We start from the raw sequence: 10977 nt of genomic DNA on the forward strand, positions 1-10977 counted from the left end.
GCTCACCGCACCCTCGGGTCGACGATCGAGTGCAGGACGTCGACGAGCAGGTTCAGCAGCACGAACACCAGCGCGCCGAACACCACGATCGCCTGCACCAGCGGGAAGTCGCGGAACTGGATGGCCTGCAACGCGAGCTGGCCGAGACCGGGCCAGGAGTAGACGTACTCGACGGCGACCGCGCCGGAGAGCAGGATGCCGGTCTGGAGCACCACGATCGTGAGGATCGGCATCATCGCGTTGGTGAAGGCGTGCCGCCACACCACCCGGCGGGTGCTGATGCCCCGGGCGCGGGCGGAGTCGATGTAGGGCTCGGCCAGCGCGTCGCTCATCGACGCGCGGGTGAGCCGGGCGATGTGCGCCATCGGGTAGACCGACATGGTCAGCGCGGGCAAAATCAGGTGTTTCGGGCTGCCGGACTGGCCGGCGGGCAGCCAGCCGAGTTTGACGGCGAACAGCACCACCAGCATCATGCCGAACCAGAAGACCGGCACGGACTGGCCGAGCAGGGCGAGGGTGGAGGCCCCCCGGTCCCACCAGGTGCCCTCCCGGGTGGCCGCGAGCACCCCGAGCGGGATGCCGACCAGCAGGGCGAGGGCCATGCCGGCACCGACCAGTTGCAGGGTGAACGGCAGCCGGTCGGCGATCATCGAGGTGTTGGACTGGTAGAACTGCAACGACTGGCCGAGGTCGCCGGTGAACACGCCCTTGAGGTAGTCGAGGTACTGCACGACGACGGGCAGGTCCAGGCCGAGCTCGTGGCGCAGCGCCTCGCGTTGCTCGGGCGGGGCCATCGGGCCGAGGATGGTGGCGGTCGGGTCGCCGGAGAGCCGGCCGAGCAGGAACGCCAGGCTGAGCGCGATGAGTAGCGAGGCGAACAGCGATGCGAGCCGGCCGCCGACGCGGCGTACGGTGCTGGCCTTCATCGGCGGGACCTCCAGCGCGCGCCGGGCATCGCGGCGAGCAGTTCGCGGGTGTAGTCGTTCTCGGGGGTGCCGAAGACCCGGTCGCAGGGTCCCGCCTCGACGACCCGGCCCCGGTACATCACGTGCACGACGTCGCAGAGCGAACGGACCACGGCCAGGTCGTGGCTGATCATCAGCAGCGCCGCGCCGGTGGTGGCCCGGATCTGCCGTAGCAGGGCCAGCACGTCGGCCTGCACGGAGACGTCGAGGCCGGAGGTCGGTTCGTCGGCGACGATGAGGCGGGGGCGCATCAGCAGCGCGCGGGCGATGCAGACCCGCTGCGCCTGGCCCCCGGAGAGCTGGTGGGGGTAGCGGTCGAGCAGGTCCGGGGCGAGCCGGACCCGGCCGAGCAGGTCGGCGTCGTCGATCCAGGAGGTCCGTTCGGGTTGCAGCGCCCGCAGTTCCCGCAGCCCGGAGCGGACCGACTGGCGGGGGTCGAGCGAGCCGTGCGGGTCCTGGAAGACCACCTGCACCTCGGGGCGCAGCCGACGCAGCTGGGTGCGGCTGACCGCTGCGAGCGAGTGGCCGAGCAGCCGGATGTCGCCCCGGCCGCGCGGGCCGAGCCCGGTGGCGGCCATCGCGAGGGTGGTCTTGCCGGAGCCGGACTCGCCGACGACGGCGACGCTCTCGCCGGCCCCGATCCGCAGTGACACCTGGTCGACGGCGCGGAAGAGCGCGCCGGTGCCGCCGTCGCGGTGCTCGACGACGAGGTCGTCGACCTCCAGCACGGGGGTGTCCGACTCCGGGGTGCGGGGGTGCCGGGCGAGGTCGCCCGGCACCCCCGTCTCCGCTGCCTCGGACATCGTCAGCGGGTCGCCTTCGTGAAGTCCACGGTGTTCAGCGGACCGAACACCACGCCGGAGACGCCGGGGCCGGTCGCGTAGTTGAACACCTGCCGGTACAGCGGCACGTAGCAGTGCTTCTGGACCACGCCGATCGTGTTGAGCTGCTCGTAGAGCGGGGCGGCCTGCTGGGCGTCGTTCTGTTCCAGCGCCTGCTGGGCCAGGGTGTCGATCTGCGGGTCGGGGCAGTTGCCGGTGATCGACTTGGTCTTCATGAAGCCGCTGACGAAGTAGTCGGGCACGGCGACGTTCGGCACCCCGGCGAAGATCGACAGGCCGGGCACCTGGCGGCCGACGATCCGCTTGACCAGCGTGCCGTAGTCCAGCGGCACGTAACTGACCTTGAAGCCGGCCTTCTCCAGGCTGCCACCGACGGCCTGGGAGACCTCCTCGATGTTGGTGTACTGGGCCGCCGGGTAGGTGATCTGCACGGTCGGGGTGGCCCCGCCGAGGAGTTCCTTGGCCTTGGCGGCGTCGGCGGTGACGCTCTGCGTCGGCTGCTGACCGGGCTTGACGTTGAGCAGGCCGGCGTCGGCGACCGCCTGGCCGTCGAAGATGCCCTTGACGATGGCGTCGCGGTCGATGGCCAGGGCCGCCGCCTCGCGCAGCTTGGGGTCGTCGAACGGCGCCTTCGTGGAGTCGAGGAAGGCGATGATCTTCATGGCGGTCTCGGTGCTGACCACCTCCACGCCGGCGGACTTGGCGGCGCTGGCCTGGGCCGGCGGCAGGTCGAAGGAGACGTCCACGCTCTTGCTCTGGATCAGCGCGAGCCGCTGGGCGGCCTCGTTGGCCCAGGTGAAGGTGACACCCTCGTTGGTCGCCTTGGTGCCCCAGTAGTCGGGGTTGCGCTTGACCGAGATGTCCCGGCCGGCGTTCGCGCCGGACCAGACGTACGGGCCGGTGCCGACGGGTGCGGCGGCGAAGCCTTCCGAGCCCTTCTCCTGGTAGTACTTCGGCGGCACCAGGTAGACGGTGGTGAGCAGGTCGGGGATGTCGTACTGCGGGGTCTTGGTCTTGACCACGACGGTGGTGGCGTCGGGTGCCTCGATCGCGGTGACGTTGCCGAAGTACGACTTGAGCTGCGAGGCCGCGCTGTCGCGGGTGAGCGTGATGGTGTTGGCCACCGCCGCCGCGTCGGCCTTCTCGCCGTTGCTGAAGCTGACGTCGGGTCGGACCTTGAACGTCCAGGTCGTGGCGTCGGTACGGGTCCAGCTCGTGACCAGGCCGGTGTTGGTCGGCGCGAGGTCGCTACCGGTGTTGATCAGGGGTTCGAGCATCGTCGCCCAGACGATCTGGGCGGAGCGCGCGCCGACGATCGGGTCGAGGGTCGCCGGTTGGGCGGCGAGCAGCGCCCGGATCGGGGCGGTGCCCGACGCGCCGGAGTCGTCGGAGTCGGAGCCGCCGCACCCGGTGAGGCCGGCGCCCACGACGGTCAGCGCGGCGGCCAATGCCAGGAAGCGCCGGGAGCGCAGGGATTTCATGATCATCATGGGTGTCCTTCACTGCGATGGACCCGTCATGTCTCCGCGTGAGGCGGCGGTGACGTTCGCCACAAAGTACCGACCAGCCGGTATCAAGTCAACGGGTCGGCCGGGTATCCCGCTCGTGACATTCACGTGACATAGGGCCGCCGGCCAGCACCGTTGTATTCATACCGACCGGTATGTATGATACCGCGGTGACCATCACCCGCACCTCCGGGCACGACGGCCGCCTCGCCCGGATCCGCTACGACAACGCGGCACGCGGCAACTGCTTCGACACCGCGACGCTGCACGACCTCGTCGACACCCTGGAGACCGCCGCCGCCGACGCGCGCTGCGTGCTCATCCGCCTCGACCTGGCCGGCCGGCACTTCTGCGCCGGCTGGGACACCTCCTCCTTCGCCGCGCTGGCCGGTGCCACCCGGGAGACCGTCGCCGCCGACCTGCGCGCCAGCGACGCCGCACTACAGCGCATCCGGCAACTGCCGGTGCCCGTCGTCGCCGCCGTCCGGGGGCGGATCATCGGGTTCGGCGTCGGCCTGCTCGGCGCCGTACACCTGCCGGTCGCCGCCGCCGACGCCCAACTGTCCCTGCCGGAGGCCCGGTACGGCTTCGCGCCGGCCGGCGTCGGCCACACGATCGCCCGGTCGGTGCCCCGGCCACACGCCTACCACCTGCTGACCGGCGCGGCGACGGCGACCGCCGACCAACTCCTCGACTGGGGCCTGGTGGCCCGGGTGGTCGCCACCGACGAGCTGGACCGGGCGGTCGACGACCTCGTCGACACCCTGCTGGCCGTGCCGGGGTCCACCCTGCGGGCGGTGGTCGAGGTGATCGAGTCGAGCCTGACCACCGGCACCGCCGACCAGGCGTACGACATCTCGGCACGCACGATCGTCGCGGGCCCGGCCACCCAGGGAGCAGCCGGATGAGACCACGATTCCAACCCGGCGAGGCGGTCTGGGTGGAGCTGTGCACCCCCGACCCGGAGCAGGCCGAGGCGTTCTACGGCGCGCTGCTCGGCTGGACCGTACGGGCCGAACGCCTCGGCGCCACCACCTACCGGATGTGCAGCCGCGACGGGCGGGACGTCGCCGGGATCTCCGACGCCGCCGCACTGCACGGCGACCGGCCCCGGGGCTGGCTCACCTACTTCGCCGTCGACGACGTCGCCGCGTCCGCACGGCAGGCGGTGACGCTCGGCGGCGAGCTGGTCTCGCCACCCCGCTACCTGCCGGCGGCCGGTACCGGCGCGGCGGTCGTCGACCCGTTCGGCGCGGCCTTCGGCCTCTACCAGGGTGAGTCACGCGTCGGCGTCCAGGCGGTCAACTCGGTCGGCGCGCTGTGCTGGAACGAACTGGACACCGGTGAACCCGCCGCGTCGGTGGCCTACTACCGCGCCCTGTTCGGCTACACCACCCGGCAGCGCGACGACTCCCCGACCGCCCGGCCCTACACGCTCCTGACGCTCGGGGACGTGCCGGTCGCCGGGGTCCTCGAACTCGACAACGCCTGGCCGAACCTCATCCCGTCGAGGTGGATCACCTACTTCGCCGTCGCGTCCCTGGACGACGCGCTGGCCCGGGTGACCGCCCTCGGTGGATCACCGACGGTCGGGCCGGTCGACACCCCGCACGGGCGGCTGCACCTGGTGAAGGACCCCGGCGGCCACACCCTGTGCCTCATCCAGCTCGAAGACGGGCTCCGCCCCGACCACGACTCCAGCGACCCGGCGGTGAACCGATGATGGCCGAGCCCCTGTTCGACTCCGCCGAGTTCCGCCAGGTGTGCGGACACTTCCCCACCGGCGTGACGGCGGTGACCGCGGTGACCGCCGAGGGCGCCGTCGCCGCGCTGACCGTCAACTCGTTCACCTCGGTCTCCCTGGAGCCGGCGAAGGTGCTGTTCTGCGTCACCACCTTCTCGTCGAGCTTCCCGGTGCTGATGGGCTCCGACCGGATCGCCATCCACATCCTCAGTCAGGACCAGCAGGACGTGGCCCGCCGGTTCGCCACCTCCGGCCTGACCGGGGCGCAGCGGCTCGCCGGGGTCTCCTGGGTGCCCGGCCCCGACGGGGTCCCGCTGCTGCCCGACACCCCGGCGATCCTCGCCGGCCGGCGCGACGAGGTGATCGCCAGCGGCGACCACGTGATCATCCTGCTCGACGTGGACCAGGTGCACCTGAAGCCGACCGACGTGCCGGCGCTGTCGTTCTACCGGGGCCGGTTCGTCACGCCGTCCCGGCCGGCGACCGAGTGAGCCCCGGCCGCCGGCCTTCCGAGTGAGCCCGGCCGGCGGCCTTCCGGGTCAGCCCCGGCCGGCGGCCCAACCGGAGGAGCGCCGGCCGGCGACCGGGTGAACGCCCTCACCCGGTCAGCCCGGGTGCGGGTCGGTCGGCGGCCTCAGGCGTGGTAGCGGAACAGGATCTCCGCCACGCAGCAGGGCTGCGACGTCTCGGCGAACTCCACCACGATCGACGCCTTGGCCTGGACCCCGGCGGCCGAGCCCTCCCCCGCCGGGGCGACCGGCGTCGCCGAGACCAGCGTCGCGGTGCCCTGGATCTCGACACCCGGTGGCAACGGCCGGACGAACCGGACCCGGTCCAGGCCGTAGTTGACCCCCATCGAGAAGGTCCGCACCTCCAGGATGTCGGCGAGCAGCCGGGGGACGAGGGCCAGGGTCAGGAACCCGTGCACGACGGTGCTGCCGAACGGCCCGGACCGGGCCCGCTCGACGTCGACGTGGATCCACTGGTGGTCCCCGGTCACGTCGGCGAACTGGTCGACCTGCTGCTGGGTCACCACCTGCGGCGCGCTGACCCCCAGCTCCGCGCCGACCAGTGCCAGCAGCTCGTCGGGGGTGTCGATGGTGGTTCGCCTCGTGGTGCGCATCCGGGTGCTCCAATTCGGGTGGTGGGTACGGGTGTCGGCCCTGCTCCGGCGGGCCGGCGCGGTGCGGAACGGGTCAGTCGGGGGTCGCCGCCGGAGGCGTCGACCCGGTGCGGGCGGCCGCCTGGGCGGTGACGTGTGCGGTCAGGGTCGCCCACTCCCGGTCCCAGGCCGCGTCGTCGGGCACCGGGCGGGCGAGGCCCAGCATCCGCCGGGCCGCCGTCACGTCGAGGGCGGCCACCGCGTCGGCCAGCGCGTCGACGTGCCCGACGAGGTGATCGTCGGGCACCGCCGCGCTGACCAGTCCCCGGCGTACGGACTCGTCGGCCGACCAGGTCTCCCCGGTGATCAGCAGGCGGCGGGCGAGCGCCGGGCCGACGGCGAGGGGCAGCAGGACGCTGGACCCCCAGCCGGGGACCTGCCCGGCGGCGAGGTGCCGGTCGCCGATGCGGGCACTGTCGGCGGCGACCGCGAGATCACAGGCGAGCAGCAGTTCGAGACCGCCGCCGAAGGCCGCCCCGTTGACCGCGGCGACGGTGGGCACCGGGGCCGCCCGGATGCCGCGTACCAGGCGGCGGCCCCGGTCGAGGTGGGTCAGCAGCGCCGGCAGGTCCCCGAGCAGGCCGGTGGCCTCGACGAGGTCGGCCCCGGCGCAGAAGCTGCGGCCGGTGCCGGTGAGCACGAGCACCCGTACGCCCGGGTCGGTCGCGGCGGCGAGCCACCGTTCGAGCCCGGCCAGCACCGTGCTGTCGCAGGCGTTGCCGGCCCCGGGACGGTCGATCCGCGCCCAGAGTGCGAACCCCCGCCGGGTCAGCGCCACGGAGGTCACGTCAGGCTCACGCAGAGCTTGCCGAACCCGGTGCCGGCGAGCATCCGGCCGGCCTGGACGCGGATGTCGGCGAGGTCGACGACGCTGTCGACGGTGGGCCGGAGGCGGTGGGTGTCGATGAAACCGACCAGGGCCACGAACTCGTCGAGGGTGCCCATGGTCGCGCCGTGCACGCTGATCTCCCGGGCGAACAGCCGCGGCAGGTCCAGTTCGGCGGTGAAGCCACTCGTGCCGCCGCACACCACGATGGTGCCGCCGGCCCGGGTGGAGCGGGTCGAGTGGGCGAAGGTGGCGGGGCCGACGGTCTCGACGACGATGTCGGCGAGTTCCGGCGTCCGCGCGCCGCTGTCCAGGGCGACGGCCGCGCCGAGGGCCAGTGCCCGTTCCCGTTTGGCCGGGGAACGGGAGGTGACCATGACGGTGGCGCCGGCGGCCACGGCGAGGCTGATCGCGGCGGTGGCGACCCCGCCGCCCGCGCCCTGCACCAGGACCACCCGCCCGGGAGCGACCGCCGCCCTGGTGAACAACATGCGGTACGCGGTGAGCCAGGCCGTCGGGAGGCTGGCCGCCTCGGCCCAGCTCAGCCCGGCCGGCTTGGGGACGAGGTGTGCCGCCGGCACGACGATCCGCTCGGCGAGGACACCGTGGCCGGCGTCGGGGAGCAGGGTGGCGTGCGGGACGGTCCGGCCGTTCGGCGCGGTGGGCAGCACCGGGTAGACGATCACGTCGCGACCCCCGGCGACCCCGGCCGCGTCGCTGCCGATGACCCGGGGCCCGTCGTGCGGTGCGGTGCCGACGCCGCGCAGCGTCCACAGGTCGTGCATGTTGAGCGCGCCGGCCCGGACGTCGACGTCCACCCAGCCCGGGGGTGCCGCCGGGGCGGCGAGGTCGCCGACGCGCAGCGCGCCGACCGGGTCGTCGGCGCAGGGTGTCAGGACGTGGGCGGCTCTCATCGCGTCGCCGATCCGGCCGGTTCGGTGGGGCCGTTCCAGAACGCCACGTCGGCGAGGTCGGCCCGGGCGGCGGGACGGAAGTCGAGTCCCCGGGTGTAGGCGACCGGGACGAGGGTGACCGGTCGCCAGTCGTCGGGCAGGCCGAGCACCTCGCGTACCCGGGTGGCCCGGTGCGCCATGGCGGTGGCCAGCACCGAGCCGAGGCCCCGGGAGCGCAGCGCGAGCTGGAACGACCAGGCGAACGGGAAGATCGACCCGTAGTAGCCGGACGCGGTGCCGCCGACCGGCCGCTGTGGGATCGGCTTGGTGCTGCACAGCACGACGAGGACGGGTACCCGCGCCAGGTGGTCGACGAGGTGCTTCACGGCGGTGAGGACCCGGTGCTGCCGTGCCTGGGCCTGCGGGTCGGCGCGGACGCCCGGCGACAACCGGGCGGTGGTGGCCGCCTCGCCGTCGGCCAGCGGCTGCACGACGGTGGCGTCCCAGATCTCGGTGTACAGCTCGGAGAGCTGCCGTTTGAGCGTCGGGTCGTCGACCGCGACGATCCGCCAGTCCTCCAGGTTGGAGCCCATCGGCGCCTGCTGCGCGAGGCGCAGGCACTCCTCGATGACGGCCCGGCCGACGGGCCGGTCGAAGTCCATCCGGCGGCGCACCGCCCGGGTGGTGGTCAACACCTCGTCGATGTCGGTGATCATTGCGCTGCTCATCCGTGGTCCTCTCCGGTGAGGCGGTCGACGGGCTTGTCCCGGTAGGGCAACGGCGTCCCCCACCGGTCGAGATAGCTGACGGCGTCGACGGGCCGCCGGGCCGCGACCTTGAAGTCGGTGCCGACGGTGTACGCGACGGGCAGCATGGTGATCTGCACCGCGCCGTCGGGTATGCCGAGCAGCGCGGCGACGGACGCCGCGTGGTGCAGGTGCAGGGTGGTGATCACCGTGCCGAGCCCGCGGGCCCGTAGCGCCAGGTTGAACTGCCAGATCGCCGGATAGAGCGACCCGTAGAGGGCGGAGTTGGTGCCGGGGCCGCCGGTGGCCGGGTCGGGCCGCGTCGCGCAGGGGATGACGAGGTACGGGGCCCGGCCGATGTTCCGCGCGAGGTGTTCGGCACCGGCGAGGATGCGTGCGGTCCGGGCACTGACCGTGCCGTCGGCGTCGACACCGCCGAGGCGGCCCCGGACGAGGTCGCTGTCCGTGCCCGCCGCGCTGTGCAGCGGCTGGTGCACGTACTCCTGGTAGGCGGCGTGGTAGAGCGTCGCCAGCTCGGCCTTGCGGGCGGGGTCGCCGACGACCAGCCAGCGCCAGTCCTCGGCGCCGCCGCCGGTGGGGGCCTGCACCGCGAGTTGCAGACACTCGCCGATCAGGCCGATCGGCACCGGGCGGTCGTAGTCGAGGCGCAGCCGGACCGACCGGGTGGTGGTCAGCACGTGGTTGAGGTCGGTGAACGGCAGGCTCATCGGCCGACCTCCGCGTCGTGGCCCATCAGGTCGGCGACGTGCAGGGTGTCGCAGTACTCACGGACCTCGGCGATGCCCCCGGGCTGGACGTCGACGACCCAGAGGTAGCGGTTCTGGTAGCGGGAGCCGTCCCCGAGAGTGGCTTCGCCCCGGGCCTCGACGGCGACCAGGGTGTCGTCGACGACCCACCGCTCGGCGGTCACCTCGACGGCGGCCGACCGGTACGCCCCGCCGGCCAGCCGCGCCCGCATCGCGGCGAGCTTGCCGGTCATGGTGACCCGCCCGTGCAACGGCCCGTTGGCGTCGAGGTCGCCCCACCGGTGCTGCCGGCCGAGGTCACGGCGGCGGCCGGAGTCGGTCCACCAGGTGGCGTCGGCGGTGAAGAGGGCACCGAACGCGTCGAGGTCGCCCCGGGCCAGCGCCGGCCACGGGGCCAGCGCCGTCACCAGTGCCGTGGGCGCGTCGGCAAGGTCGGGCGCGCGGCGGGCCGGACGGTCGTCCAGGCTGCTGCGGGCGACGGCCGCGCCGCCGCCCACGACGTGCTGCGCGTGGCTGGTGTCGAGGTACTCCCGGACCGCGACGACGGCTCCGGCGGGGTTCACGTCGAAGACGAAGCCGTAGCGGTTGGCGTACTCCAGGCCGCTGGCGTGCACGCCGTACCCCTCGACCTCGATGACGCAGGTGTCGTCCCCGGCGATGACCCGGCGCGGGATCTGCCGGCAGCCGGTCGGAAACGCCTTCGGGCCGAGGGACCGCATCAACGCGAGCTTGTCGTCCATCCGCATGACGCCGTGCAACGGGAAGCGCCCGCTGCCGTGCGGGGCGAGGACCGGGTCGCCGCCGCGTCGGTCGGGGCCGGTGTCCACCCACCAGGTCGCATCGGCGGCGCACAACCGGGCGAGGCCACCGAGGCTGCCCCGGTCGAGCGCGGAGACGAAGTCCATGCCTGTCCGGACCGCGCGGGTCATCCGGCCTCCCACATTCCGACTGGTGGGTATCTAACCCTGTCGGACCGGGCAACTCAAGGGATGTTTTACATACCGACCGGCTGGTATTATCAACGTCAGCTTGTTGACTAGGGGGTTTGTGGTGTTCGAGGCGTACCAGGTGCCCGAGGAGCACGACGCGGTCCGGGAGTCCGTCCGGGCGGTGTGCGACGCCAGGGTCGCGCCGCACGCCGCCACCGCCGACGAGAACAGCGAGTTCCCGCAGGCCGCTTACGACGCGCTGCGGGCCGCCGACTTCCACGCCCCGCACATCCCCGTCGAGTACGGCGGTGCCGGCGCGGACGCCCTGGCCACCGCGATCGTCATCGAGGAGGTCGCGCGGGCCTGCGCCTCGTCGGCCCTCATCCCGGCCGGCAACAAGCTCGGCACGATGCCCCTGCTGCTGGCCGGCTCCGAGGAACTCCGGCGTCGCTACCTGCCGCCGGTGGCCGCCGGTGAGGGGATGTTCTCGTACTGTCTGTCGGAGCCGGAGGCGGGCAGTGACGCGGCGTCGATGACGACGCGGGCGGTGCGTGATGGTGATCACTGGGTGCTCAACGGGGTGAAGCGGTGGATC

At 73.0% G+C, this 10977-nt stretch carries 13 protein-coding genes; 4 read left to right on the plus strand and 9 right to left on the minus strand.

Annotated elements, in window-relative coordinates; genetic code table 11:
* Positions 1–2: 2 nt before the first annotated feature.
* Genes JQN83_RS08175 through JQN83_RS08185 form a run of 3 tightly spaced genes read right to left on the minus strand, consistent with a single transcriptional unit; the run spans position 3 to position 3294 of the window.
* Complete coding sequence (locus JQN83_RS08175) at positions 3–926, minus strand: ABC transporter permease (RefSeq protein WP_208566422.1); 924 nt, start codon at positions 924–926, stop codon at positions 3–5.
* On the minus strand, positions 923–1768 hold the full coding sequence (locus JQN83_RS08180; protein WP_208566423.1) for an ABC transporter ATP-binding protein: 846 nt from the start codon (positions 1766–1768) through the stop codon (positions 923–925). The genes JQN83_RS08175 and JQN83_RS08180 overlap by 4 nt, the downstream gene beginning before the upstream one ends.
* Positions 1769–1770: 2 nt before the next feature.
* The gene (locus JQN83_RS08185) at positions 1771–3294 is read right to left on the minus strand and encodes an ABC transporter substrate-binding protein (protein ID WP_208566424.1); all 1524 of its coding nucleotides are present in this window, start codon (positions 3292–3294) and stop codon (positions 1771–1773) included.
* Positions 3295–3485: 191 nt separating this feature from the next.
* On the opposite strand from JQN83_RS08185, the gene JQN83_RS08190 reads away from it, so the two are divergent.
* Genes JQN83_RS08190 through JQN83_RS08200 form a run of 3 tightly spaced genes read left to right on the plus strand, consistent with a single transcriptional unit; the run spans position 3486 to position 5550 of the window.
* Complete coding sequence (locus tag JQN83_RS08190; RefSeq protein ID WP_208566425.1) at positions 3486–4223, plus strand: enoyl-CoA hydratase/isomerase family protein; 738 nt, start codon at positions 3486–3488, stop codon at positions 4221–4223.
* Positions 4220–5038 carry a VOC family protein gene (locus JQN83_RS08195; protein ID WP_208566426.1) on the plus strand — a complete coding sequence of 273 codons (819 nt, stop codon included), beginning with the start codon at positions 4220–4222 and terminating at the stop codon, positions 5036–5038. The genes JQN83_RS08190 and JQN83_RS08195 overlap by 4 nt, the downstream gene beginning before the upstream one ends.
* The gene (locus tag JQN83_RS08200) at positions 5038–5550 is read left to right on the plus strand and encodes a flavin reductase family protein (RefSeq protein ID WP_208566427.1); all 513 of its coding nucleotides are present in this window, start codon (positions 5038–5040) and stop codon (positions 5548–5550) included. The genes JQN83_RS08195 and JQN83_RS08200 overlap by 1 nt, the downstream gene beginning before the upstream one ends.
* 143 nt (positions 5551–5693) lie before the next feature.
* Here the strand turns inward: JQN83_RS08200 and JQN83_RS08205 are convergent, their stop codons facing one another.
* The 6 genes from JQN83_RS08205 to JQN83_RS08230 all read right to left on the minus strand — a co-directional run bounded on the left by JQN83_RS08205 (position 5694) and on the right by JQN83_RS08230 (position 10382).
* Positions 5694–6182 carry a MaoC family dehydratase gene (locus JQN83_RS08205; RefSeq protein WP_208566428.1) on the minus strand — a complete coding sequence of 163 codons (489 nt, stop codon included), beginning with the start codon at positions 6180–6182 and terminating at the stop codon, positions 5694–5696.
* Positions 6183–6255: 73 nt separating this feature from the next.
* Positions 6256–6999: an enoyl-CoA hydratase/isomerase family protein gene (locus tag JQN83_RS08210; RefSeq protein ID WP_208566429.1), complete on the minus strand. Its 744-nt coding sequence runs from the start codon at positions 6997–6999 to the stop codon at positions 6256–6258.
* Between the two features lie 5 nt (positions 7000–7004).
* The gene (locus JQN83_RS08215) at positions 7005–7961 is read right to left on the minus strand and encodes a zinc-binding dehydrogenase (RefSeq protein ID WP_208566430.1); all 957 of its coding nucleotides are present in this window, start codon (positions 7959–7961) and stop codon (positions 7005–7007) included.
* A complete protein-coding gene (locus tag JQN83_RS08220; protein ID WP_208566431.1) occupies positions 7958–8668 on the minus strand; it encodes a nitroreductase family protein in 711 nt (236 codons plus the stop codon). Before JQN83_RS08220 ends, JQN83_RS08215 begins: the two co-directional genes overlap by 4 nt.
* On the minus strand, positions 8665–9414 hold the full coding sequence (locus tag JQN83_RS08225) for a nitroreductase family protein (protein ID WP_208566432.1): 750 nt from the start codon (positions 9412–9414) through the stop codon (positions 8665–8667). The genes JQN83_RS08220 and JQN83_RS08225 overlap by 4 nt, the downstream gene beginning before the upstream one ends.
* Positions 9411–10382, minus strand: a complete 972-nt coding sequence (locus JQN83_RS08230) for a nuclear transport factor 2 family protein (RefSeq protein ID WP_208566433.1) — start codon at positions 10380–10382, stop codon at positions 9411–9413. Before JQN83_RS08230 ends, JQN83_RS08225 begins: the two co-directional genes overlap by 4 nt.
* Before the next feature lie 121 nt (positions 10383–10503).
* Between JQN83_RS08230 and JQN83_RS08235 the strand changes: the two genes are divergently transcribed.
* Positions 10504–10977, plus strand: a 474-nt coding sequence (locus JQN83_RS08235) for an acyl-CoA dehydrogenase family protein (protein WP_208566492.1), incomplete at its 3' end; no start/stop codon positions are given.

This window comes from Micromonospora antibiotica, assembly GCF_017599305.1.
In the GTDB taxonomy this organism is placed as follows: domain Bacteria; phylum Actinomycetota; class Actinomycetes; order Mycobacteriales; family Micromonosporaceae; genus Micromonospora; species Micromonospora antibiotica.

Coding starts and splice junctions, on each gene's coding strand:
- JQN83_RS08175 (WP_208566422.1), bottom strand. CDS start 926: ATGAAGGCCAGCACCGTACGCCGCGTCGGCGGCCGGCTCGCATCGCTG.
- JQN83_RS08180 (WP_208566423.1), bottom strand. CDS start 1,768: ATGTCCGAGGCAGCGGAGACGGGGGTGCCGGGCGACCTCGCCCGGCAC.
- JQN83_RS08185 (WP_208566424.1), bottom strand. CDS start 3,294: ATGATCATGAAATCCCTGCGCTCCCGGCGCTTCCTGGCATTGGCCGCC.
- JQN83_RS08195 (WP_208566426.1), top strand. CDS start 4,220: ATGAGACCACGATTCCAACCCGGCGAGGCGGTCTGGGTGGAGCTGTGC.
- JQN83_RS08200 (WP_208566427.1), top strand. CDS start 5,038: ATGGCCGAGCCCCTGTTCGACTCCGCCGAGTTCCGCCAGGTGTGCGGA.
- JQN83_RS08205 (WP_208566428.1), bottom strand. CDS start 6,182: ATGCGCACCACGAGGCGAACCACCATCGACACCCCCGACGAGCTGCTG.
- JQN83_RS08215 (WP_208566430.1), bottom strand. CDS start 7,961: ATGAGAGCCGCCCACGTCCTGACACCCTGCGCCGACGACCCGGTCGGC.
- JQN83_RS08220 (WP_208566431.1), bottom strand. CDS start 8,668: ATGAGCAGCGCAATGATCACCGACATCGACGAGGTGTTGACCACCACC.
- JQN83_RS08225 (WP_208566432.1), bottom strand. CDS start 9,414: ATGAGCCTGCCGTTCACCGACCTCAACCACGTGCTGACCACCACCCGG.
- JQN83_RS08230 (WP_208566433.1), bottom strand. CDS start 10,382: ATGACCCGCGCGGTCCGGACAGGCATGGACTTCGTCTCCGCGCTCGAC.